This is a genomic window from Mariniblastus fucicola, assembly GCF_008087665.1.
Lineage (GTDB): Bacteria > Planctomycetota > Planctomycetia > Pirellulales > Pirellulaceae > Mariniblastus > Mariniblastus fucicola.
This window is the reverse complement of record NZ_CP042912.1, coordinates 6,395,048-6,420,422: the sequence shown is the minus strand read 5'-3', so window position 1 is coordinate 6,420,422 and position 25,375 is coordinate 6,395,048. Positions and strand designations below refer to the sequence as shown.

The 25,375-nt window shown below is 47.7% G+C and carries 18 protein-coding genes; 7 read left to right on the top strand and 11 right to left on the bottom strand.

Annotated elements, in window-relative coordinates; genetic code table 11:
- Nucleotides 1–78: 78 nt before the first annotated feature.
- Complete coding sequence (locus MFFC18_RS24100; RefSeq protein WP_075085871.1) at nucleotides 79–360, bottom strand: hypothetical protein; 282 nt, start codon at nucleotides 358–360, stop codon at nucleotides 79–81.
- 82 nt (nucleotides 361–442) lie between these two features.
- Between MFFC18_RS24100 and MFFC18_RS24095 the strand changes: the two genes are divergently transcribed.
- A complete protein-coding gene (locus MFFC18_RS24095; protein ID WP_157665221.1) occupies nucleotides 443–1,633 on the top strand; it encodes a cysteine desulfurase family protein in 1,191 nt (396 codons plus the stop codon).
- Here MFFC18_RS24095 and MFFC18_RS24090 read toward each other — a convergent pair.
- The 10 genes from MFFC18_RS24090 to MFFC18_RS24045 form a co-directional block, all read right to left on the bottom strand.
- The gene (locus MFFC18_RS24090; protein ID WP_075085873.1) at nucleotides 1,591–2,325 is read right to left on the bottom strand and encodes an HNH endonuclease; all 735 of its coding nucleotides are present in this window, start codon (nucleotides 2,323–2,325) and stop codon (nucleotides 1,591–1,593) included. The genes MFFC18_RS24095 and MFFC18_RS24090 overlap by 43 nt on opposite strands.
- A 3-nt stretch (nucleotides 2,326–2,328) precedes the next feature.
- A complete protein-coding gene (locus tag MFFC18_RS24085) occupies nucleotides 2,329–3,159 on the bottom strand; it encodes a phosphoadenosine phosphosulfate reductase family protein (protein ID WP_075085874.1) in 831 nt (276 codons plus the stop codon).
- A complete protein-coding gene (locus tag MFFC18_RS24080; protein WP_148619103.1) occupies nucleotides 3,149–4,075 on the bottom strand; it encodes a hypothetical protein in 927 nt (308 codons plus the stop codon). The genes MFFC18_RS24085 and MFFC18_RS24080 overlap by 11 nt, the downstream gene beginning before the upstream one ends.
- Nucleotides 4,041–5,141, bottom strand: a complete 1,101-nt coding sequence (locus MFFC18_RS24075; RefSeq protein ID WP_075085876.1) for a hypothetical protein — start codon at nucleotides 5,139–5,141, stop codon at nucleotides 4,041–4,043. Before MFFC18_RS24075 ends, MFFC18_RS24080 begins: the two co-directional genes overlap by 35 nt.
- Nucleotides 5,134–5,700, bottom strand: coding sequence for a sensor histidine kinase (locus tag MFFC18_RS24070; RefSeq protein ID WP_157665222.1), 567 nt, complete (start codon nucleotides 5,698–5,700; stop codon nucleotides 5,134–5,136). The genes MFFC18_RS24075 and MFFC18_RS24070 overlap by 8 nt, the downstream gene beginning before the upstream one ends.
- A gap of 84 nt (nucleotides 5,701–5,784) precedes the next feature.
- A complete protein-coding gene (locus tag MFFC18_RS24065) occupies nucleotides 5,785–6,564 on the bottom strand; it encodes an IS5 family transposase (RefSeq protein ID WP_068267841.1) in 780 nt (259 codons plus the stop codon).
- Nucleotides 6,565–6,624: 60 nt separating this feature from the next.
- Nucleotides 6,625–8,463 (bottom strand): ATP-binding protein, encoded by a 1,839-nt coding sequence (locus tag MFFC18_RS24060; protein WP_075084244.1) that lies wholly within the window; start codon nucleotides 8,461–8,463, stop codon nucleotides 6,625–6,627.
- Nucleotides 8,464–8,478: 15 nt separating this feature from the next.
- A complete protein-coding gene (locus MFFC18_RS24055; protein WP_210421380.1) occupies nucleotides 8,479–10,212 on the bottom strand; it encodes a hypothetical protein in 1,734 nt (577 codons plus the stop codon).
- Between the two features lie 1,696 nt (nucleotides 10,213–11,908).
- Nucleotides 11,909–12,856, bottom strand: a complete 948-nt coding sequence (locus MFFC18_RS24050) for a DUF4007 family protein (RefSeq protein WP_075084242.1) — start codon at nucleotides 12,854–12,856, stop codon at nucleotides 11,909–11,911.
- 291 nt (nucleotides 12,857–13,147) lie between these two features.
- On the bottom strand, nucleotides 13,148–13,537 hold the full coding sequence (locus MFFC18_RS24045; protein ID WP_148619101.1) for a hypothetical protein: 390 nt from the start codon (nucleotides 13,535–13,537) through the stop codon (nucleotides 13,148–13,150).
- On the opposite strand from MFFC18_RS24045, the gene MFFC18_RS24040 reads away from it, so the two are divergent.
- The 6 genes from MFFC18_RS24040 to MFFC18_RS24015 all read left to right on the top strand — a co-directional run bounded on the left by MFFC18_RS24040 (nucleotide 13,520) and on the right by MFFC18_RS24015 (nucleotide 25,005).
- Nucleotides 13,520–14,842: a hypothetical protein gene (locus MFFC18_RS24040; RefSeq protein ID WP_148619100.1), complete on the top strand. Its 1,323-nt coding sequence runs from the start codon at nucleotides 13,520–13,522 to the stop codon at nucleotides 14,840–14,842. The two genes, MFFC18_RS24045 and MFFC18_RS24040, sit on opposite strands and share 18 nt — an antisense overlap.
- Nucleotides 14,839–16,386, top strand: coding sequence for a hypothetical protein (locus MFFC18_RS24035; protein WP_075084240.1), 1,548 nt, complete (start codon nucleotides 14,839–14,841; stop codon nucleotides 16,384–16,386). Before MFFC18_RS24040 ends, MFFC18_RS24035 begins: the two co-directional genes overlap by 4 nt.
- 554 nt (nucleotides 16,387–16,940) lie before the next feature.
- Complete coding sequence (locus MFFC18_RS24030; RefSeq protein WP_148619099.1) at nucleotides 16,941–21,626, top strand: FtsK/SpoIIIE domain-containing protein; 4,686 nt, start codon at nucleotides 16,941–16,943, stop codon at nucleotides 21,624–21,626.
- 93 nt (nucleotides 21,627–21,719) lie between these two features.
- Nucleotides 21,720–21,980, top strand: coding sequence for a hypothetical protein (locus MFFC18_RS24025; RefSeq protein WP_075084238.1), 261 nt, complete (start codon nucleotides 21,720–21,722; stop codon nucleotides 21,978–21,980).
- 949 nt (nucleotides 21,981–22,929) lie between these two features.
- On the top strand, nucleotides 22,930–23,118 hold the full coding sequence (locus MFFC18_RS25875) for a helix-turn-helix domain-containing protein (RefSeq protein ID WP_075084236.1): 189 nt from the start codon (nucleotides 22,930–22,932) through the stop codon (nucleotides 23,116–23,118).
- A 486-nt stretch (nucleotides 23,119–23,604) separates the two neighbouring features.
- On the top strand, nucleotides 23,605–25,005 hold the full coding sequence (locus MFFC18_RS24015) for a YfjI family protein (protein ID WP_075084235.1): 1,401 nt from the start codon (nucleotides 23,605–23,607) through the stop codon (nucleotides 25,003–25,005).
- The last annotated feature ends 370 nt before the right edge of the window (nucleotides 25,006–25,375 follow it).

The following is a 25,375-nucleotide window of genomic DNA, read 5'->3' as shown; positions in this document are numbered from 1 at the left end:
ACTCGCGTCAAAGAACTCGTGCGAGTCACACATTGAGCTAATCTCACTTGCATTCACAGCAACCTCCAAACGGCAAATTTAAACTGGCTTGGACTTTCTGATGATGTTGAATCCAAGGCTTTCAAGAATCTTGAAGCACTTTGAATTCTTACCGACGCTGAATTTGGTCTTGGGTAACTCGCCGGTTAGTTGCTTTATCGACAACGCATAAATCGAAGGCGGCGGATAGTGTTTGTTTTCATGGACAACGCTGTAGCTGTGCGACGGTTTATAGCCGGTTGGATAACCATTGGCCTCAAAGTCGGCTATTGCTGCAAGGACATGGTCTCGCGTTAGACTGGGGCTAGGTCGGTCGTTCATGAGTGCGATTGGTATTGGATTGTCGTTGGTTTGCTAAGATATTGTGACTCAGTTGTCGTCGCCAAAACAGCAGGACAGGTCCTTGCCTCTCAAATATCCAATTTTTCTCGATCATTGCTCCACGACCCCGGTAGACGAATCGGTGTTGGAAGCGATGCTGCCCTATTTTCGCGAGCAATTTGGCAATCCAGGCACCTCCCATCCGGATCTAGGCGGAGTCGCCCAGCGTGCGGTACGTAAAGCGAGGGAACAAGTGGCGGATCTTCTTGTTTGCCATCCCAATGAAATCATCTGGACGAGTGGGGCAACAGAATCGAACAACCTTGCTATTTTTGGTTTCACCGGCACTCTGGCTGCCAACAAGCGGCATTTGATTACCCAAGTCACAGAGCATTCTGCAGTGCTTGAACCATTGAGAAGCCTTGAAAAAGCTGGTTGGAAAGTCTCGTATTTGCCCGTAGACAATTCTGGATTGATCAACGTTGATCAGCTGAAGCGTGAGATTTCCAGTGACACTGCTTTGGTTTCGATCATGTGGGGCAACAACGAAATTGGAACGATTCAAGACGTCAATGCCATTGGGGACGTTTGTCGCGAGGCTGGAGTACCATGGCATTGTGACGCTGCTCAAACCGTCGGCAAGGTTGAGATTGACTTGTCAGAGGTACACGCAGAGTTTTTGACTGTATCAGCTCACAAGATCTATGGCCCTAAGGGAGCAGGCGCACTTTACATTCGCGATCTCTCAAAGCGGAATGATATCGCTCCGCAATTGCTGGGAGGCGAACAGGAAAAGGGCGTTCGTAGCGGAACATTAAACGTCCCTGGAATCGTTGGCTTAGGCCATGCCTGTGAATTGGCTGCAAGAAATATGGAAATTTGGAATCAAAGGATCCGTAGCCTCCGTGAGCAATTCGAAAGACAAATCTTAGACGGGCTCAACAAGGTCAAAATAAACGGAAATGATTTCCGTTTGCCACACATTTCCAATTTGTCATTCGATGGAATTGAAAACGAAGACGCCCTGACAATGATGCCTGAGTTGGTGGCAAGCACAGGATCAGCATGTCACACGGCAAGTTTTCAACCAAGCCATGTCCTGAAGGCTCTTGGAAGCAACACTGAAGAATGTTCGTTGCGATTCGGGTTTGGCAAAGACAACACGGCGGAGGAGGTCGATGCGGCAGTAGGCCTGGTCATTGAAGCAATTAAATCCTGTCGAGCTTTGACTCAAGAGTCTTCAGGCGTCTGCTCGTCGGATTCCAAAGATTGAAACTCACCTTGGTGAAACGCGAGAAACTCTTCAAGTTCTGCCCAAGGTTTTTTGCGCAGACGCATTCCTCGATCAATCCCCAATTTCAATTGCTCGTCACTGCTGAGCCTATTTGAAACCGCGATGCAGCCATCGGAATCAAAGGTAATAAGGAATTGGTCGAAAAGGCTGTCTAGGTTTGCACAGAGAGGCAATCCGTTATTGGGATTAAGCCGTTCTTGATCGTCAGACTCGCGCCAAGGTTTGATGTGTGAAGCGCGAAGCGTAAATGCAGCTCCGGTGACAGCGCACTGGTGTTCCCATAGGCGCAAGACTTGATCGCGAAACTTTCCTTGTCCAATCCTGGCAAGAACCAACTGTTCCTTCTCTGTTTGTGGCGAGTCAGATCTAAGGATCGAAACTAAGTCCAACTCCTTTGACATCTCCCGTCGAGGATCGCTTGCGTCGGCTTCCAGCCAACTAGACAGCCCATAGGTTGCTGGGGCCGATCTATAAAAGACCTTGTCTGGGTTGGACTTCCCAATGTAAACGTTAATCGAACGACGACTTAACTGAATAGCCAGAGCATTTGCGGGGTTCTTGGCACCAAAATCGTAATACCCTTTGTCAACAATGTATTGGCAAAGGGGATTAACATGAGTCGGTGTGCCGAGTTCGAGCAAGGCTTTGTGGGCTGCTTCGTGGATCGTCATGAATTATAGCTGGCAGATAAGGCAGCCATCTTCACGACCGGGATCGTCTTCGAATTCAACGTCCGTCAAGATTTGTACAAGCTTGTTTGACTTTCTCTTTCGTCGTTTCTTCCGCTCTTCCCATTCTTTTTCAATTTCTTTCATTCGCTCAGGCTGTTCGAGTTCTTCAAGAGTTTCGTCACCGCTCCAGTAGAACTTTTTGCCACCCCCTTCGATGTGCTTGGCGTATTTGAGTTGTGCTTCCTCATACGCCTTTGCTTCCTCATACTTTTCGGGGTACTTCTGCTTGAGCCGAACCCATTCGATTTTCTGTTGGTAGAAGCAAAAGAAACAGCCAGATCGTGTACGTCCCCAATCGGTGTACTTGGGCAAGCCCAAGCCGGACTCTTCCAAGATCCGCATGATGTCTTCGTAGACAAGTCCATCTTCGCGAAATGGGAAAACGGTTTTTATATTCGGCTTCGCACTGATAAAGCCTGATCGTTTCTCATCCGCCCGTAGCCCAACGTAGTTAACAACCGGGCCGTCGCCAATCCATTTTTCAAACGGTTTAAGCTTCAAGTTCTTTGTACACCAACGACGCTGATTCGAGGGGATCATCCCTTTGTAGACCGTCATCCAGTGGTCAAAACCCCGTTTAGAATTGCTTTGGTGAATTTCTTTCCCAAGAATCGCCTGCAGACGTTCAAGGTACTCATAAGTTTCGTCAAGTTCCTTGTGAGTGTCGTGAAACAGATATTCCATTTCAGGCACGCGATCACGCATGTAAATCGCGAGGGCAGCACTATCTTTACCGCCAGACAAACTCAAAATGTGCCTAACCTCACTCGTCATTTATAGCTCCAGCCTTTTCAACGAACATCAGCATTAGTTCGATACCCTTCTTCTTGACATTGGGTTCTTCCAACGTCGCACCAATCTTAGGAACCTTCTTTTTTTCTCGATCTATCAGCAGGTTTAGCTGCCCAGGCTTGTTTTTGTCAGGTAGCACAAGTGGCGTTTTATGTAGCCTGACAAAAATGGACGCCAAACTTGCCAGCGACGACGCAAGATTCGAATCCTCTTGAAGGCTATTTCGAAGCCTTGTTAGCGAATCGTATTTTACTACGGCTACATTCTTCTTACTTGAATGAAAAGCCACGGCTTCTATTTGAGACGTTTTCCCAAACTCAACCCAAGCCTCTTCATGCCACTTGAACGTTCTTATTTGATACTCTTTTTGCATAGGTGGTTGTATAGCCAAACCAACGCGTCCCAACTGAGCAAAACACTTCTGCTGCAACTCTATTGCGCGATCCAATTGCAAACGTGTAGAGTGTTCATAACCGCGATCCTCTAAAATTGATCGCAACGCCGAATGCGGGAGCGAAAACACTCGTTCTCGATGCCAATCAATTGAATACCATCCATTTTTAATTCGAATCAGCCCCGTCACTATTTGACTTGTGGGCGAAGCATCAATTTCACGAGTTGTCCCTGGTATTAAAAGAACTGACTCATCTCGAAGTTTGATTCTGGCTTCATTTTTCTTGACTCCTCGTGAACGCCAAACACTTTCGGGGACGAACTGCAGATCACAAGAGGCACTAATTACTGCAAACACTAGCGAACTTGGTGATTTGATAAAAAGGTCACCTAGATGAATCAGTGGCAATGGCCGATTATCGTCCAAAAATCCAAATAAACCTGACACGCTTGAAATATCTAAGGACTCATTATTCACCATCGCTGGCTTCTCTACTTTCTTCATCTCCTTCACCCTCCCAAGGATGCGAGCCCCAAGGATTTGCAATTGGCTCAGCAAGCGACGCAGCATAAATCTCCTTCAATGATTCTGACGGCTGGGAAACCACAGGCAAAAACTCAGTAAAACGAGTGGAATCAAGCTGGCGCAGGCTGTTACTCACGTTTTGACTTCGAAACACTTGATCAACGAGAAACGCCCCCAATAATCTTCGGATGTAGTCGCCCAATGGAAAACCCACATCATAAAGGGTTAGCTCGCAGAGGGTAGCATAGTCTTGCAAAGGCATGTCTCTGAGTACGCTCATAAACCTGCGCACGGCCTGTCCTGGCACCGGTCTCGATGACGACACTTGAGACGCGTCTAAGCTTTCAATATTTCCACCAAGCGTGACCTCAAGTCCTTCAACTAATTCATGGATGAGACGACAGATCTCAATATCTGTCGGCACAAAAAGTAGGTTGCGTTCGACTGTTTCCGCGTCTTTCAACGAGGCTTTTGGGCAGTAGCGAAAAAAACCGCGAAGCAATTTTAAGTCTTTTCTAAAACCTTCTTCTTTATCGGAAGTAGCCGCTTGATCAGACATTAAGAAAATAAATGCTCTATGCTGTGAATAAAGTTGTTTGGCAACTTCTCTTGCTTCCTCGGGCCCACCAGCGAGCTGATAGTCAAGAAAGACGACATGCAAGTGATTGCTTTCCTCTTCGATTGCTTTTTGCGAATCGTATGTAGAAATTTTTGCGTTGGGGAACTTTTCGATTCCTGCAACGATTGCCTTTAAGTCATTTTTGCGATTTTGAAAGTCTCCAAATAACAATTCAAATTCTCGAGAGATCGTTTGAAACGCCTTTTTGTGTTCGAATAGGCTGCCAATTTGGATGTCGGTTACCGCGGAAGCATCGAGCTGCTCAGCTCCAACTATGCGATGCAGCACTTCGCCAAGATCATGCTCATCGACAGCATCGAGAAACTCCTCCAGATTATGCGTACGAACAGAGCTCAAGTTTGGTGGTGCAAATACATCGTCCACAACACCAACACGAATCTGTATCGGTCTCGATTGTTCATTCATTGCTGTCATCTTTCATTGCCGAGAAATCAATGATGAATGTATTCAATCTTCCGTTTTCGTTGACGATTTCATCGGATAGTTCAATTGTCCCACCGTATAGTTCTAGGAGTTCACGAGCAATATATAGCCCTAGACCGCGTCCTCCGCCTGACTTTCTGGTTGTATAGAATTCCTTAAAAATTCGCTCTTTGTTTTCAGGGGCAATGCCTGGACCATTGTCGCTAATTTTAAGGAGACCGCGTCGACCTAGAACGACGATATCAATTGCGCGATCGGCTTGGTCAGTGTCGAACTTACGCCGCTTAGTTGTTAGCCAGAAAAACGAATTCTCGAGCAGGTTTTGAACTACCTGAATTACGCAAGCCTTTACCGTCTTCAACGCAGACTGTCTGCGAGGCTTGAACACTAAGTCGATTGAAACGTCGTGGCGCAATGCCTTTGCCCGGTATGCATCGACAACCAATGACAAGCAGTCGTTCAAAGAAAAACTCTCCTTGCGATTTCGTTTCGGCCCTAATTGCGGGTCAAGGTTCTGTAACCTTTTTTGCAATGAGACCAATTGAATTTCCGAGGTTTTTCGAAGCGACTCTTGATCCTCACCACGACCAATCGCCTGGATTGACTCTAAGAGGGTGTTTTAAAATTATTTTTCCAGCCTGTTTAGCATGAATTGAATCATTGCGATTCGTATGACAGTTTCGCTGTTTTGAGTCAGTCTTTCATAGTCCTTTGAGAGCCTTCTGAATTTTCCAAGCCATGCGAAAGTCCGTTCAACGATCCATCGCTTGGGTAAGACAACGAACCCTTCGGCTTCGACCGGACGCTTAACGGTTTGCAAGATGACACGATACCATTGCTTCAGGAACTCCGGCAAATCAGCCCGCCCGTAAATCGAGTCCGCGAAGATGACTCGAAGCCGACGAAACTTCTGTCTGATGTTTTCAAGAACAAGATGTGCACCTTCGTAGTCTTGTAGATCGGCCGAGTGGACAACAACGACCATCACAAGCCCCAACGTATCCACCAGGATGTGACGCTTTCGTCCGGTAATTCGTTTCGCCGCGTCATACCCGCGTAATTCTCCTCCTTCAGCACTGCGAATGCTTTGCGAATCAATGATGGCTGCTGTTGGCGTTGGCTTCCTGCCTTCTTTGCGGCGTACCTTTTCGCGAAGACGATCGTGAATGCGTTGCCATGTCCCATCAATACGCCAAGCTCGATAAACTCCATAAACCGTGTTCCAATTCGGAAAGCAGTCCGGAAGCAACCGCCACTGGCAGCCCGTTCGACACCAATACAATATCGCATCGACAATTTGACGCCGATCGATTCGTTTGCGGCCGCGAAGTTTTGCTGGCGGAATCAGACGACGAAGCAATCGCCATTGATCATCACTGAGACTGCTGGGATACTCAATACTCATCGCTACGGCTCCTTCCGTTTACGGTTTAAATGCAAACGGGGCTGTAGCGATTTTTTCAACTCAGAGCAATTTCAAAACACCTTCTAAGGCGTGACGAGTTGTTCGATTTAATTCATGGGCGAGCTTTTCAACAGAAAGGCCTAGAGCTGCAAGGTGGAGGAGCTTACTTTTCTCATCCTCTGTCGCTTCAACAACGCCTTGCATTTCGTCTACTACATTTACCACAGTCCTATACGCCGATCGCAGTCGCTTCTCAACTTTCGCTAGCCCAAGCTCGACGTTTTGATCGTGGACAGCCGCTAAATCGTCAAGCGAATTATTGATTTTGCTTTCGACTTCGTCGAGCTGTTCTGAGAGATCGCCAAATGAGATCTTTTCCTCTTCGCGAATCTCGTCGTCGACGTCCTTAAGGTATCCGCGCAACTCTACTTCTAAAACATTCTTGCAGAGTAAGACCAGTGCCCGGGTTTGCCTGCTGTTGCGCAATCCTTCACGATTGGTCTGATCTACTAAGTGGGGGTTGTCGGTGCCAGTAATGTCGACTTTCCCAATGAGCTGCGCGCGATTGACTTTGTATCCTTGCGAAGCTAACGCCCCACGGTCTAAGTCCAACCAGTCATCGTCACCACTTCCATAGGGTGGAACACGAAACCCATCGCGGTAGAGCGCCAACCCTCCTGACCATTGCCGAATGATTTTCTTCAAGTCTAGGGTTTCTTCATTAATAGTTATCTTCTTAATTAGGCGGCGATTGAACCAATAGCATTTGATCGAAAAGGGACCTAGGCTAATACAAGTATCTAAGTCGACATCATCTTCATTTTCGAAAATGCCCATTAAATCCACGTAAGATTTTTCGAATGGATTCACTCGATTCCGAAGCTTCGCTCCGGTAGCGCTTGAAACGAGATATTGAACATTTCCTGAAAGGCAGACATCTGGCTCACCCTTCTCGTTTTCAACAATTTGAAATTCGGCATCAAGGATTGCGTGGGCTCGATCGAGTAAAATCTCGCTGATTTTTGGGATCACGACCTTCCGTCCATTGAACCTTAAGAAAACGGAAATTCGCTTTTTCTTGGTAAACGGATCTAGCAACCTAGCGATATCGCTATTGGCAATCTCTTGAAGCTTTGTTGAAGACCAATTTTCATTCAAGCAAGAAACACGAATAGTCGTTCCACGGTCTTCCTCTTTGGTAATCTCTTCTCCTTCCTCAGGCTCGACGTGAACCTCTCCAACCAGTTTGCCTATTTCTTCACCGAAGTCATCCCAGTCAATATCTAAGTGATTCCAAAAGGCATCTTCTTCTGTCGCCGTCTTAACAGAGAGCTGACGGCCAAGCCTCATTGCTGAAAGCCTTCCGATACCTTTCTCGCCAAGGATTACTCCATTACTCTCGCCTTCGTTTTCTCCGTCTTCGGCTTCTTTCCTTTGGTTGTGTCGATGGGGCGTACCTACTGTCAGGTAATAGCGATCCAAGTCATCCAAGGACATACCATCACCATAGTCGGAGAATGTAATTGCGTTGGCGTCATAAAAGGCTTCCATCAATTCATCACAATCGAATATGGAATCAATTGTTGCAAGCCAATCTTTAGCCAACGGGGAACTCGAAATCAGGTGCTTTCTTGCAAGTGCTTTGCTTGCTGAGAGCCACCCATTCACTTGCGCCTGCTCGGATTCCGCCAAGTCCTCATTTTCAAATTCTAGCTCTTCATACGAGTCGGCAATCTCTTGAACTATCTCAATCGGAATGCGCATCAGCACATCAACGTGAACCTTCTTGGAGCCAGCGTCGAACGCGTTTTTTATCAATTCATAAAATGCAATCCCATCGGAACTGATTAACTCAGCTCCTAGTTGCAGAATCGTTCTCGCCGTAATTTTGAATGGCATAGACTAGCAGCTTCTTTACTTTCCAATATTTTTTATAAGGATTTTCGCCGTAACGGCTAAAGCAAGTTGCCGGTTTTTCTTAAACAACTTCTCAATTTCCTTTTCGACCCGAGTGGCCTCAGACTTTTGCTTTGGCGATATTTCAAGCACGCAGCTTTTCTCGACACCACTCGATTGCAGCAGGCTCAATCTTACAGATTCAGAGGTTGAGGCCGCGCCCTTAGGATAGACCAAACTTGCGGTGTCTTTGAATCGCAATACGAGCTCAATCAGCGCCTGATTGAATTTAAGTTCGTCTTGGTCGTACCATCGGATTGGTGGCTTAGCGGCAACAAGGCTGCCAAGTGATTCCAACCATTTATCCTGTGGAAGCCTATCGTCGCCCAGGCGGAGCGCAAACGCTTTTATGCTCGCTTCTGTGACATGAACTGCGAGGTCGCGCCCGCGTTGAGCCAGATTGGCTCTTAATTTTTCGCCTTCGCTCTTCAATCCGAACTCTTTTGCCAATGACTTTTCGATTCGTGACAACAGTGACGGGAAGCAACCGCGAATCTCTCCCAAGGATTTTTTCAAGCCTCGCACGTATTTCTGGACCAGTTTTGGATCCATTCTCCTACTTGCGGAAACAGCTGGTACGCCGCAAGCTTTTGGAAGCTCCTTGAAAAGAAGCGTTGCAGGCTCTTCAGCGTTCATCAAAGCATCGCGAATCGCAAGTGATGACTTACTAAGCTTAGTCGTGTTCCGAGTGTATTCCGGCAACGTTGCGGCAAACTGGACAAGCGGCTGAACCACATCAATCAAATCTGGCTCTCGTGAATCATCAACATTTGCATCTACGACCTTCAGCAGTTTGTTAAAGACTTCTGAGCGAACGCCACTTAACTTGCAGTATTGCATTTCGAACAGCTCAGGCACTTTAGCAAGCCTCTCGAAGAGCGGACCGTCAATGTCCTGCACAAAAGCACCCTCTTCATACATTGCGACATGCTGAGACTCTGCAACACAAAAAACTGCAAGCAAGAGCGGCAGCACTCCTTCGCGAGCTCCGACCGGCGGTCTTGAAAGCTCGCTGAACAAGTCCGACAACTTGATTCGCCCTCCAGATTTGCTCTGCAGTATCTGTCGGAGCAAATCAAACGCTGGTTTGAAATTGCAAGTGTCATTCTTTGAAGAGGGCAATTGAATTCGCCAGCCGCTTTTGCCCTCAAAATGCAAGTTGGATGCTTTAAGTGCCGAAAGGTACATCGACATTTCAGGAGGCTTTTTACTTGGATCCATCCCCAAGAAAGGAAGAGTCGCATTTTCCAATACATGTCCAATAAGCCGTGACCTCGCGCCGGCCGCAGCTGAACTTAGCTTTCTTCGATTCAGTAGTTCATTCGTCAAACGAGTCGAATCAGGGAAGAGGGAATCGCAGATCTTTGAGACATGAGTGAATAGCGCCTTTGCCGACTCAAATTTCCGCAGTGGTTTGCCTTTGTGAAACCATGCAATGCTCTGCCCGTCACGAAAGTGCCGAACGTTCAACAAATGGTTCGTGCGGTCTTTGAGTACTGTCTTCGCAGCAGTGATCTGTCGAGAGACTTCCTGCATCGCAAAGCGGTCGCCATTTAGCTCAGCTGTATTCGTTTGAACCCACTCCCATTTTCGAATCTCGTTGACGAACCCAGCAAATCCACTTACGGATTCGGGGGCCGCAATCATTATCTCTGGCCGGTTCCTTATTCCGAGCTTGCTGATGCCCGCCACAACTTTCTGGCGATCAGTTTTGGTGCGGCACAGAGGAACGAAAATCACTCCGTCGGCTTTCGCAGGCTTCCACTTCTTTATGCAGGCATTGAGCTGATCGCTTCGCACGTACGAAACTTCGAAGTAGCGAAGATTTCCTGTTTCGATATAGTGACGTCGCGCTACGATGGGACGTTCCTGCAAGTTTGAGGCAACTGCTTCAACGACGTCTCGTACTGAGCCAACTCGTTTCTCAGCCTCAAGGTATTGCATCTCTATATTGACGCTAGTGTGAGGCCAGAGGCAATAGCCTCCCTTGGCACCTCGCTGATATAGAACTTTCCGCTTGTTGCTGAGACGGTCAACAACCGATTTGATTGCAGGCTTTGTTGGCAAGCATTGGTCCGAAAGCGCCAGTTGAATGCCTTCAAGGGTTGGGACCATTGCCTGTGAGTCGAGCATGTTCAGCAGCCCCACTGTTTTCAAAACGGCAACTTCCGATTCACTTCCTGATAGTCCCGCTTCAACAACCGACTCTACTTGATTCCAGCGGCTGTTGAGATTGCGCGTCGTTAAACGGTGGCCAAGTGATGAGCGAGCGAAGTCGAACAAGTGCTGAATTCCGTAGAAGCCATTCTTGACAATGTTCTCTTCAGCAAAAGTTCGCAAACCGCTTGGTTCTGATGAGTTCAGAAAGCTAAACAATGATCTTTCGTTCTGTCCGAATCGACTGAAGAATCTGACCAGTACCGGAAGGATTGTTGGATGCAAAGGATAGATGGAAGGTGCTTGGTCGATCAGTGTCTTCGGGTTTGCTACTGCCCCAAACCATCCGAGGTCGATTGCCTTCTTCATTTGTTGCATCGCTTGCTTACGCATGTTTGCTGGCAAGCGTTTAGTGTCAACTCGCAAGGCGCTCGAGACCAGAGGGATCAACTGTTCCAAAGGTTGATTGAATAGCAGCTCTTCGAATCGCCCGCCAATCTTGTCCCATTCTCTTTGGTCGTTCGGGTTCATTTGATCGGCATAGGCACTGAATGCCTGGTGCAGAATCCCAAACACAACGATCGGCGTCTTCGAACTTCTGGACGCAGTTTCCGCGAGTGTTTGCAAGAAGAAGATGTCTTGCTGATCTGGGTTCTGCGTGGCGTATTCAAGCCCTTTCCCAAGTTCATCCAGTATCAACAGGATTCCTTTGCCACGGCCCGAACTTTCGACGTATGTAGATGCCTCTTGCAGTAGGTCGACAGCAAGTCGGTCGCGTTCAGCCGAAGACACACCGTTCAGTGCCTTTTTCGCTTTGCCAAAGATGCGGAGCTTGCTGCTAGCGCCGGCATCTTGAAGTGCCTCAACGAGTGAGCGAATGATGGCTTTTGATATTGGTTCGCGCGATCCAGACACCAGGACAGGGAACACCTTTCCCTTTGCCATCGGTTTGGCAAATGGCTTCAGTGGCTTAGGCAGATCTTTGGCCGCGTTTGAACAGATGTGGGCAAGTGCCAAAGCAAAGCATGACTTTCCAGTACCGTAGTCACCCGTGATGCGCCAAGCTCGTTCAGTTGAGTCTTTGGCAAACGCGACAGAAACGCGTTCTAGCAGCTGTTCGATTCTATCCGTTACGAAATAGCCGTCGAGCGCATGCGGGTCGCGAAAATCACGCTCGATGTTTATCGATCGAGCGAAACGTGGATTTGGCTTTAAGTAGTCTGCAATTCGATTAGGCATTGACCAATCCTCCGTGGTAGACGCATTCGAGCAAATCAACTTCGACGCCTTCTGTACGTGAAACCTGTTCGATCATTGAAGAATCAGAGAATTTGAAATCTCCACCAGTGTCTTTCTCGATCGCAAACAGCCGTTCTCTAATGTCATCCTCTGGCAACTTGAAAACCTGCCCCGGGCTACCGACTGAGGTTGCAATGTCTTTCAGGGAAATGCTGGATGCATTTGGCCTAAGACGATTCCAAAAATCGTTTAAGCAATATGCGAACAACGCGGGTGAAATCTCGGGCTTTGGCTCACGACGAAAAGCGTAAGCCGGCTCTGACTTACCATCGTCAGACTCTCGTTTGCCGATGTATTGGATGAGTTCCAACTCAGTCAGCGGGCAGTCCAGGCTGTCTTCGACAATTGCGGACTTGTTGCCGCGTGTCGGCACGTAAGAATGAAGAAAAACGTCGAAGTGCTGAGCGAGTGTTACTGGGGAAAGGGGACGATCAAGCTGCTGTGCTTCACGTGCGATAATGGGAACGACATTGGATTTTCGAATTTCAGCGTCCTGAAATCGGGAAACCAAAAACTCCCATGCAAAAATTGGCTCGTCGTCATGCGAACAAAGCTGCCAGTGAAGCAGCCAGAGAGTCGAAATATCCTCGAGATACGGGTCATAGCCCTTCTTGCGCTTCGTTCCGAAGATCTTCTCGCCGAACGCACTGACTTGAAAACCATGTCGAACGTTTGGTTTTGGCTCAGCGACTTTCATAGCCGTGACCCAAAATCGCAGTGCCTTGACCATATTCTTCCCCAGCCCCATCAAGACAATCGCGTCGTCCATTTGGCTGAATACCAAGTCGTTGTCGCGTAATGCACTTACTCCTTTGGGAAGCCAAGCGTATCGGCAGGGGAACGTTTCGTGCCCAGAAAACCTATAATTGCGTCCGTCCATATTCAAATTCCTGGCCAACTCTCGTGTCGCGGTGATGTGGCCCTTATACTAACAAGTTTTCTTCTTCTGTTCTCCTCCCTCAAACCTCCCGCTGAGTTGTAAATGGCAGGTAAAGCTGAAAAGTGGATTCGTTTTCTCCGACAGTATGGCCCTATCGCACGCAACGACAATATGTACGACGAGCATATTCGTCGTTCTGCAGCTCGAAGCAAAATGAAACCGCTACTTTTTGAGCACCCGAAGGAAAAAGAACTTCTGGCGCTGTTTGAGCCGAAGGCAAGCGGCCGAACATCAGTCATTCTTACGGGAACGGCTGGGGATGGAAAAACCCATCTTTGCCGTATCGTTTGGAACAAGCTTGGCGGAAGCAACGAAGACTGGGAGACCGACAGAGTCTATTTCCATATCGACACCGAAATTGCCGGTAAGGAAACGACTGTTCATATTGTTCGAGATCTGACGGGTCTTCCAGAGAATGGCGAAAGCGGCGGTTTTGGCACCAAGACTGACTTGCTTGAGTTTTTCTCGCACGCGATCTTCGATGACGATTCGAACAGTGTTTTTCTTATCGCCGCGAACGATGGCCAGCTCGTTGACACGTGGGCTCGGCTGAATCGAAGCGACGATGACGTCGACAATACTGGCCGTCTCTTGGAAGACTTGTTGTTCAACAACCAACAAGAAAAAGTTGGCAGTAGGTTGAAACTATTCAATCTGAGTCGGATTTCATCTGCAGAGCTATTCGACCGCTCGCTAGACGCATTTGTAAATCACGAAGGTTGGCAGTTTTGCTATGACGAGGCTGAATCTGAAACCGCTTTGTTCGGTGATAACTGCCCAATCCGTCGAAACTACGAGTTGATCAAAGAAGATCATGTAAAAAATCGACTTCGGGATCTACTCGAATTGTGCGACCACAACGAAGTCCATTTTTCTATTCGACGCCTTTTGTTATTGCTGGCGAATTCGGTTTTGGGATTTGCGGGCAGAGAGGCTGAAGGCAAGAAAGTTAATGATCGTCTTTTAAGAGCTGTCGATGTTCCACGGGTGATTGCGTCCAATCAAATTGCAAAAGCCAGTATCTATAACAATATTTTTGGCGGAAACCTCACGCGATACCGCCGGAAGTCCTTGGACATTTTCAACTATCTTGGACGATTCAGAATTGGACATGAAACGTCGAATCGTTTTGACAACCTGCTGATATATGGTCATTCGGATGTCGAGCTGCAAAAGTACTTCGACCAGTTTCTCTCTAACGACCCCTTTTATGGAGCGGATAGCACTTACCTTGCAGCCCAAGAGCAATACATCGAAGGAGATGATGAAAGCGGTGAGGAAACGGAAGTTTTCCTTGAATTGCTAGTGTCGCAACGGCGTGGATTGTTCTTCAAGATTCCAGATGCGATGGAAGATGAATTATCTCCATGGCAGTTGACGGTATTCAGCTTTGCTGGCGAGTATTTGAGCAAGATTGTCAAGAAGTTGCGGGATGGTCAACGTATTGAGAAAGGAGTGTTGGCTCGGCTTACGAGAGGGCTCAATCGCGTCTTTGTCGGAATGCTGGTTTCTTCTGATCGTGAATTGCTTTTGGCTACGGGACTGTCGGGTTCAGCTTCGAAGGTGAGTTGCATCCTTGAAGATCGCGTTTCAGTTGCCAAACGAATGACTGAGTGCATAGAAATTTTAGGAGACGAAACCGGCTTTCCGATTCTAAGGGTTTCGTTGACCGAAAAGATCTGGGTCGATCTACACCTGACGCTTACGCGTTTCGAATTCCTTAGTAGGGTAGCGGACGGTGTCTTGCCTGGGAGTTTCTCCAAAGAGTGCCATGAAGACATCTTGTCTTTCAAGTCGCGAATCCTAACCGCATCTCAACAACGGCGAGAGGAATTGGGTATCGAAGAGGACAGCATGGTCTTCCGATTACTTGAACTGGACGAGCTTGGGCACCCGTTTGAAGAATTTGTGGAGCTGGGAGAATGAGCGTGCTCAAGAACGATATTGAACTGCCTTGGCAGGATCACAAAAGAATCAATTACTGGATTGATGAGCGAATCTGGGGGCATCGCATTTGGGACAACCAAAGCCCTTGGCTAATTTTTCTGGAGCTACTTGGTATCGCTGAGTCTGCCAATCGCGAAGGCAACCTGTTTGACGAAAACGGCAAGTACTACCCGCTGATTTTCAATCCCTATCAACGGATGATGCTGAGAAACATTCTCTACAACAACCAGATCATGCCATTCATTTTAGATAGGTATCCGGACAATAGCCGGGCATGGGAGAAATGGTCAGAGTGGATGAAGAGCAATGCAAGGGGAGTCATCGAGCGTGATTTCGATTATGTCGGCGAACGTTTCTCTGACTTCGGAAAATTTTCGAAGTTAATTGCGATGATCCGTACTGCGACGGTGGAAAGCGAATCGAACCGCAGATGGTCGTCGAGATTCATTTTTCCGTTTGGCGAAGACTGTCTATATGAAGACGTAGGAATTTCAACTCAAGATAAGCCGACTAGTGAATACATCAACTTTGGACGAACTGGGGAGCTGCTCTATCTAATGTTGTCGCGATCGAAGTCGGCCAGTGAACTAAAGCAACACTTCTGCAAGGTTGTGACGAACAAAAACCCATGGAATTCTCTCGTTTCCCAATTGCAAAAAACTGAGCAACCCAACACAAGTCACCGAAACAGTTGCTATCTCCCATACAAGCAACACGCATCCTTTGATCGTGCCGGTGAAGACATCTTGCACTTGTTTGAGTTGGGTTTACCAAGGTTCGATGGCTATCCTCATGTCACATTGCTGGCCGCAATGCACGTCATGCTTTACCAGCTCGAAGTAGCGTGGCAGGTTGCTGGCGGTGATCGCCCAGTAATGATTTGCGAAATCGTTGCACCAAGAAAGACTCTGGTACGTGAACTTTCGATTCAAAGTTACCAGCGAAATAGTCAGCTATCTTCGATCGCCGTTTCCAAGTTTGTAGGCGATCTAGTAAGCACAGACGAATGGAATAAAGCGAAGGCTGCAACTGACGCGTTTCCACAGTGCAAAGAAATATTGATTCGCGAGATCGCATGGCCACGCGATGAAGGCGATTACGAAGGGGCGCACGATCCAGATTTAATGGTCAAGCACCTTCGCCAAAGCGCTTTGTCGCGTCATCGTCAACACGCTGGCAACGTACATCGTGCTTATGGCCGATCAATTGGCCTGATTTCTAAACGTGGAACGAACAAGCTCCGATATGCACCTAATGATTCGCTCTTAAAGGCACTGATCCTCGCGAATGTTCACGGTCGAATGGAGTTTAAGGTTTTCTTAAAGCGGCTGTTTGATCGGTACGGAATTGTTCTTGGCGAACGTGAGGCCAAGATCGTTATGAACGACAGCGACTTTGACAACAAGGCGTTTCAATCTAACTCAAGCCGTCTGGAGCAACGTTTGAGTAGTCTCGGAATGTTGAAGCGACTCTCCGATGCGTGTGCCTATGTCTTGAATCCATATGCGGAGGTAAGTCAATGAATTCTGTCGAACTAATTGGCGATGTTTTTACGCGTCATCTCGATTCGTCGATCGAAAAAGAAAGCGACCAAGGCGCGGCCAGGCTGATGATTGACCATTTGTCAGCACAGCAAACTATCGCAATTGCAAAAGCAGTGCTTCAACATGAGACTTTGAAGGATATTGTCGAGCTAAAGTTGAACAAGGACTTTGTCGGCGATTCTGGGTTGCCGGCTCAAGTTCTTACAACTAACCCAGCGACATACTATCGGAATTGCAATTGTGAGTTACCGATATTGCTGGTCGCGAGCACCGGCGACGACGAAGAGCAGTCGTTGAAAGAATTTGTGCGTATCGGAGCCGACGAGTTAACCGCAAGCCCCGATTTGTGGGTGGCTTGCGCAAGTGAAGGCTTGTCGGTTACCGACGAACAGAAAAAGTGGTGGGAAAAAGCGATTGCTGGGCTTTGTGACCTGCGTGTTGTCGCGTTGGAGCGATTAGCGTCGTACATCGTTCTCACTCGAGAATTGAACGAGAACGAAGGTCTTCCGATCGGCGTCGCTTTGGGGCAAGCCATGCCGGCGTTGCATTTCCCTAAAGACTCAACTTTCTTTGATCGCATCAAAGAAGGACGCCGCACTCACAAGTCAGTTTGGCAACGCGAGTTCAATCGTGTCTATCGAAAGAATGCATGCTTCTTGGAGAAACAGAATACCTCTCAGCTTTTGCTCAGCGAAGAGGATCTTGTAAAAGCATTCGAGAAAGCTAAACCCGAAATTAGTGACGAACATCATGAGGTAATTCAACAATTCATTTCTGCTTCAAGCGGTTGGAATGCAGAAGCGGAGGCACTTGCCAATTGCGAGTGGCAAGAGATAAGACCATTGTTCGACGGTTTGCGACGCGTAAAGCTCAACCTCGGGGAAGTGACAACGCTTTTCTACGACGAACGAAGTCCGGACCTCCTGAGCGAAGACGACTCAGACTATTTGGAATTGCTTTCCAAGCGCCCAAAGGCCAACGATCCTACGGAGGAAGACCAAGCTTTTTACGAGTCTCATCGAAACGAGCTCAAAGAGGATCGAAAGCTTCGCTCTGCATGGGATAAGTTCATTTACGGTCGCCCAAGAGAGTGTACTGATTTTGTTGTTGGACTAGCAGCAAGTATTGAATCGCTCTTCAATCAAATCACCGACGCCAAGAAGCGAACACTACTAATTCGCTGTGACAGTGCGACAAAACGCGAACTCCGCGATGTCAACATTCATGCAGGAGCATTTTTTGCCAACCGCTATGCTGGACTAAAGTCATTGCTTGGGAAGGGCGTCAGATGGAACGTTGGCAAATTGTTTGATTTTCCAGAACTCGTAACGGAGTGGAGTGGCAACAAAAAGATTCGGCTGAATCGTTCGCAGGCAAAGAAGGCTCTTAAACTCAAATTTATTCTTGAAGTTACAACAGAGACTACCGAAGGGACGGTGGAAAACTCTTCAACACAATTGGTTTGGTTTTATGATCCGAATTCAGTAGCAAGTGAGTTTGTGGCGGACTGGAAACGGCTCAAGAAAAATCCGCTCGTTAGATGTGAAACGGATCTTGATCCAATCAGTTCCAAAGGGATTTACCAAGCGGTTGATTTGTCCAATGTTAAAACGTTCGTCGCCTCATACGATCGGAATAAGGGGTCGTTCGTTTCGGCGTATAAGAAAAAGCATGACATTGCATTAATTTGGAAAGCGAACCTTGAGCATGCTGCGAACGAAGGGCTGGTTTCAGATGAAGTCCGTGCAAAGCTGAACGATCAGTTCGAGCAGTTTGCCGCTGAATACACGAATGCAATCAATGGCTTTACAGAGTCAGGTGTCTCCGCCAAGTCGCTTTCAACGCAGCTGACGTTCTATTCGCAGCTTTTGACGACAATTTGCAGTGAAGCCAAGGGAGACTCAAATCGTCAGCTACTACTAAGGCCAATTCTGGAGATTGGCTCAGTTGCGATTAACGCGGATATCCCAACAGTTGTTGTCGCTCCATGGCATCCCCTCCGAATGGCGGCCATCGCAAGGAAGGCCAAACTGGTTAGCGACATAATAAAACGGCTTCTCTTTGAAGAGAATGTTGAGTTCGGCGATCAGCGTTTGTATTTCAAAGAGATGATTCGAGAACTTGAGCATCCTTTCTATCCTGAAGTCGTCGTTGGATGGATCGAGAATGAGGCCCACGTTTTAACGGTTACCGACACCGTTGGCGACTACAGCCTTCATGAGCCTCCAATTTTGGAAAAGAAACGAGTGGCGGCGACGAACGAGAATCCTGCGCCGGCTGCAACCCGCGTCATGGAGCTTCTGAACCAATACGTGAAGTTGCACCCTCATGAGCGAGCAAACCTCTCGCTCGTTCTATTCAACAGTGATTCATCTCGGTTACCGCAGGCGGTTGTAAACAAGATTGGTTCACTGCACGAAGACGACGAAGAAGTGCACTGCCAGATTATTTTGCGGCATACTAAACCCAAAAGATTGCGGCATCTTTATCAAGAAATTATCGAGTCGGCGGATGAAGATGTTGACTCATATAGTCCAAGTGAAGCCACTGAAGATTTTCTTGCCAGACTTCGAATTGGCATTCTTGCTGACCAAGCCGCTCCGCCTGATCCGAAGGACGGATGTCCACATGACGTTTCGTTTTCTCAAGATGTCATCGCTCGCCATGCTCAATTGGAGTGGTATCCAGAAACATACAAGCCTGTTCCACTTGATGAATTGGTTCCACCACGATGGTCCCGTCGACGCCCTGCAGCCAAAGACGATTTGAAATCAGTAGTTTATTTGTGTTGTCCTGTTCAAAGTGAAGAAACATGGGCATTCCTAACTGCGATCACGACTTTCAAAAAAGGTGACTGGGACGGCAAAGACGGAACACGCCTACTCCCAGTAAGACAACTCGACTTCAACGATCGAGAAACGTCACAGATTTTTGAAGAGACCCACAACCTGGCAAATTGGGTTGTGAACTATGACGAGCTTCTCGATCGTCGACAGCTTCAGAACCAAAGCGTGCGAATCATTCGCTATAAGCAGTCCGCAACGCAGGGCCGAAACCTTGTTATTTCGTCCAAGGCAAGTTCTGGACTTTTAAAAACGATGCTAAAGAGTCGGCTGAGGAAGCTCACTCTCGAATTAGGCGACGAGGACTTCGACAAACTTGCAGACAAAATGATCGCTGATGCTAATTCAATTTCAGGTGATCTCGCATTACGTGCTGCAAAACGGGGACGCAGCGCTTTTGAGTTGATGGGCGTGGTTCTGAGCCGCTTTCTGATTCGCAACGAATTGGATGGCGATCGCTATTTCGGTTGGTACTTCTTAGATGACTATGCCGAATGGCTTGGGCAACGGGAAGAGCAAATCGCTGACTTGATGATTGTTAGCCCTGAAGAAAATGAGAACGGGGAGTTGCTGCTTTCGATCGTCGTTTCGGAAGCGAAGTATATTGATGAAGCAAACTTGTCCAAAAAGAAGAAGGAGAGTCAGAAACAACTTCGCGATACCGTTAGACGAATTCATGATGCCCTTTTTGGGAATCCGGATCGGTTGGATCGTGAACTCTGGCTCGCAAGGCTTTCTGATTTAGTGCTGGATGGCGTTCAATTCGCCGCTGGCCAGTCTCCTGACGTTGGGAAATGGCGACATGCTATACGCTCCGGCAACTGCAAGATCATGCTTCGAGGCTACTCTCATGTGTTCGTCCACTCGCCAGAATTTGACGACTCGAATTCATTTGAGGTCGCAGAGGTTGAAGGTTGCTACCAAGAAGTGTTTGCGAGAAAAGAACTAAGGGACTTGGTGATCGCATACTGGAACGACGCGTCGCCTGGGGAAGCTCGAAATCGCAGTTTTGATTTCCCTCCTTCCTTGAACCCACATGAGTTCAAGCCGCCAACTTCGATTGAAAGGAAAGAGAATACTGTGACCCGCCCAGTGTCGGTCGAACCAGAAACAGATGTAGACAGCGTCGATGATGGAAAGGAAGTAAAGGCGGAAGTTACTAGTCAGCAAGAAAGCGAAGGGCAAGTTAACAATGCCGTGCATCTAGAAAGTGAATTGACCGTTGACAACACACGCTGGGCGCACGACAAGCTTGCGTCAATCGTTGAACAAAACGCTGAAGAACGCCAAACATCTGAGGCCGATGAACAATGGCTGAAGAAAACGGTGAAAGGCATTAAGACTGGCCTGCAACAGTTTAACCTGCAAGCAAAGCTGCTTGAATCCAAAATGACGCCAAACGCTGCTTTGCTGAAGTTTGCAGGCAGTGCACATTTAACCGTCGATCAGGTTTCGAAGCGACGATCTGAGTTCTTGACCACTCATGGACTCAATATCATTTCTGTTCAACCAGAGCCGGGCGTAGTATCTATCGCAATCGAGCGGCCAACGCGAGAAGTCGTCAATCTTGCCTCAGTTTGGAAGAGATGGAGCCCCGAACGCACGAACGGAAATCAGAACATTGCGATCGCCGTTCGCGAGAACGATGGTTCGATTCTATATCTAGACCCGAACAAGAAGCACGCGCCTCATACACTCATTGCGGGCTCTACGGGAAGTGGAAAATCCGTTCTGATTCAAAACCTAATTCTCGGCATCGTAGCGACCAACACTCCGGATGAGGCCAAGTTGATCCTGATCGACCCAAAACAAGGAGTCGACTATTTCCAGTTTGAGGATGTCCCGCATCTGGATGGAGGGCTGATTGTCGAAGAGCAGCAAGCAATCTCGAAACTTCAAGAGCTTGTGACGCTAATGGACGAAAGGTACACGGCCTTTCGACAAGCCAAGGCAGCCAACATTACCGCGTTTAACAAGAAGGCTCAGTCAGAGGATCGTATGGCAACGATTTGGCTGATACATGACGAGTTCGCTGAATGGATGCTGATCGACGAATACAAAGATCATGTTTCCTCCACAGTACAGCGTCTTGGCGTGAAGGCCCGCGCGGCTGGCATCCACTTGGTCTTTGCCGCTCAAAGGCCAGACGTAAACGTGATGCCAATGCAATTGCGAGCGAACCTTGGTAATCGACTTATCTTGCGGGTCGATTCAGAGGGCACTTCCGAAGTTTCCCTTGGTGACAAGGGAGCTGAAAAGCTTCTGGGCAAGGGACATTTGTTGGCCAAACTCGAAGGAGAGTCAGGCCTTGTGTTCGCACAGGTTCCATTCCCACCTGAAGTATTGGTCAGCGAAATCCTAGACAACCTCCAATAATTAAGTCGAGCGACTATGCAAAAGAACTGGTACAAGAAGACTACATAGCCAAAAGGCATTTGCTTCCAAACACGCCTGATTCACGGTGGCAGCTTGATTCGAATCGCGGATGGCTTGGTGTCGCCTTCGCATTGGAAACTGCGGATCGCAAAGCCTGATGACGAAATTGCCGTTTTCAGGAAGAATCAAAAAGGGGATTCAATCAGCTCTAGAACGATTGAATCTGTCACTGATCACGGTGACGGTAGAGTGACAATAATTATCTGGGAAGACCCTGAGCGATGCGTCAAACGCAAAGTCATGCCTGAACGCAACCATTATTACGTCATCAAGGAAAGCAACTATCGACACTAGAGGCAGTTACAAAACCTTTCTCACTAGATGAAGTGTCGTAGATCGTTGTCGTAGAGGTTTTCAAGGAGAACCTCTGGGTGTCGAATCGGTCCCGTTGCTCAGTGGGATCCACGATGGATTCGATTCAAAATGGCGACTTTCGCAACAACACGGTGGCAGCTGCCATGCGAGAAATGGAGCTTAACAGGTGTGTTTCACGCAAATTCAAACCGACCAAGATCACGTCAAATCCTGACAAGAAACCTTCTGAGAATATCCTCTCCCTAGAGTTCGAGCCTCTCCGAATCACAAATGAGTGGCTGACATCACTTGCTTGCGAACGAATAGCTGGTGGGTTCGTCTGGCTGTTAGCTGGACTTGTTCAGTTGTAAGGTTGTTGGCTGGCAGATGAGCAATCAACTGTTGACACAGATTGTTGCCAACGCCTTGAGGAAGGCGGCCAGAGTCCAAAACTCTACTTCATTACAGTGACCGAGGATGCCAGTGCACGAGCGACGCGTTTCAGGGAATGCTGCGCGCTCAACATTCTGTGCGAGATGAGCCAGACAGGATGGCTGCGACAACTTAGCAATACAGCGGTCTTCCTGAATTCCTAAAGCACAGAGTGATCTAAATCGACAATTTACCTGAGCCGTGATCGGCAATCTCCCCAGATTTTTTCAAATCCCCATGCTGCAACTGCTTCGATTTCGAAATAGCCAAGCTATTTCATGCGGTGTTTCTCGGGCTCACAATTTTCATGTCATAACATACTATTGCACTTGAAATGTGGGTAAAAAGTGTATTGACAAAACCGCCGATACTCATATAATAGTGTCATGTCAAGGCGAATCAGAGTTTTTGGCAAATTTTTTATCGTAGCCCGCTTTTAGCGAGGCTTTTACTATTTGTAGACTTAAAAGAAAGGGTCAGATTGTAAGTGAATACTCTGAGCTCTGAGGAAAACAGGATGATTCCTCAATTACTAATTAAGGCAGATGAAGCCGCAAAACTTCTATCCATGAGCAAGCGAAAGCTATGGTCACTAACAGAAGATGGCACAATTCAGTGCTTAAAAGTGGGCAGGTCTGTATTTTACTGCCCAAGGTACCTCGCACGTTGGATCGACCAACAGTTGAAAAGCGGAGGCGGTATGTAAGAGAGGCTGGTAAGCCCGGGGGAACTGAAAGTTCTTTTGGATGACACTAAAAGGATAGGGTCCACAAGTGGACAGGTCAATATCTAAGTATTGGTTTTTCAAATTCTCTCCCGGCGCTTCCGGTAAATCAGCACACTTGATGTGCATCTAAACGAATTCCACGGCTTCAGCACGCTCCTATTGGAACTGCCACGCATCTACATTGCAAAACGCCGTTAGGACGATCTCATTCTTTGTCGGCTGTCGGGCTGTCGGTAGCTTTTGCAAAAGAAAGAAGAGTTGGGTCAATGTGAATATAGATATCAGTTAGATAGATATCTCATTTTGTATTCAAAAAGACCTTCGTTCAAAAATTTGATTTTTCTCAAAAGTTGGACGACGGTCCGACGCCAGACAAATCAACGCGGTCGAGGTACGCGCCAACCAAATCCTCAATTTCGATTTTTAGAACTTTGTTAGAACTTTGGACCAGAAAGAATATTTAATATGAACGCAATCAAACAAAAACCAGGCAATGAACTTGAGAACTACGTCCCATTTCCTGTTGAACACTTGCCCGAGCCAGTCAAGAACTATGTGGAGCAAGCTGCTGCTGCAGTCGGCTGCCCTCCGGCATACATTGTCTTGCCTCTCTTGAGTTGTCTTGGACAGTCTATTGGGAGTGGACTAGTCGTTTCCCCCGGAGACACTTGGGAAGCACCGCCGATTTTTTGGACCGCCATCATTGGTGAATCAGGCACAACCAAATCGCCAGCTCTACGCACTGTTAAAAAGTTCTTCAAGGACTTGGAAGATAAAGCTCATTCAGATTACGAATCTAAAATCCCGCAATACGAAGCGGACTTGGCAGCGTGGAAAAGTACCAAAAAAAGTGTTCGTGGCGACAAGCCGGTCGAGCCAACAATGAAGAGGTACTATGTAGATGACACGACCATGGAAGCACTCGTCCAAGTACTGGACGAGAATGAACACGGCGTCATGGTAATTACCGATGAACTTAAAGCATGGTTCGCAGGATTTGACCGATATGTTAAAGGAAAAGGGGGGGATGCCCCCAAGTGGTTGAGTGCCTGGAATGGAGATGAAATCTCAGTAGACCGAAAATCCGGGGATAAGAAACACACACGTATTTGTAATCCGGTAGTAAACCTGACAGGGACTATCCAGCCGGACACACTACGGAAAGCAGTCGCGGAACATGTTGAGAATGGTCTTTTTGCCAGACTTTTGTTTGCATATCCGCCTAGCTACCCTCAGACATGGAATTCCAACAAGATCGCTGAAGAGGCAATTTTGGATATGGAAAAGCTTGTTGGCCAACTGATATCAGCCAGGGACAAAAGCGAAGACCGCGAAACTGTGACTTTAGATGAAGCAGCAATGAACGTATGGGAGCGGTTTTTCAACGAGAACCAAGAGCTGATCCATCTGTCAGAGAGCGAAGACGCCTATCCTTTGGCCAAACATGACCAGTATGCCCTGCGGATTGCGTTGGTTCTACATGCAATTAAACACGCAGGTGTTGTTGATCTCCCTGCGATCTCCAAAGAGACGCTGGAAGCAGCAGTCGGCATAGTCCACTGGTTCCGCAACGAGACTATGCGTGTCTACCGTATCTTTGACACCAGATCCGACGAAGCGAAACAGAAAGATCTGGTCTGCTTTATTGCGAGACGGAACAAAGGAACTATCACCGTACGTGAACTTCAGAATTCAAACTCCAAAAAATACCCTACGGCAGATTCAGCTAGAATATCCTTGAATCGTCTTGCTGAGGATGGATTCGGATCGTTTGATGATTCTACTTTTCGATTGAATGGAATAAATAAGCAGATCTTAAGTCGTTTTGACTTTATTCACGATCAGGGCGACGAGTGTATGTGGTAACTAGTTTGGTGAACACGACGTACGCAACCTATTGAAGAGCCGATAATTCGATCATGAACAACGAATCGTAACGAAAGGAGAAAAGCCGGAATGGCCTCAGTTTACAAACCCAATGACAAAGAAACGGGCAAGCCGAAACGTGGTGCCAAATGGCGGATGCGATTCAAGGATGAGCGTGGCCGTTGGAAGGACCTCTCAAGCGGAACAACTTGCAAACAGACAGCTCTTGCTGAAGCCAACAGACGCGAGTCTGAGGCTCTCAAAATCAAGACGGGTGTCTCAGTTGCCAAGCAGGGATCTTTAGTTGCAAACTTGAACAGCCCCCTTCAGGAGCATGTGGGGGCCTATCGCATGAAAATGGAAAATGCCA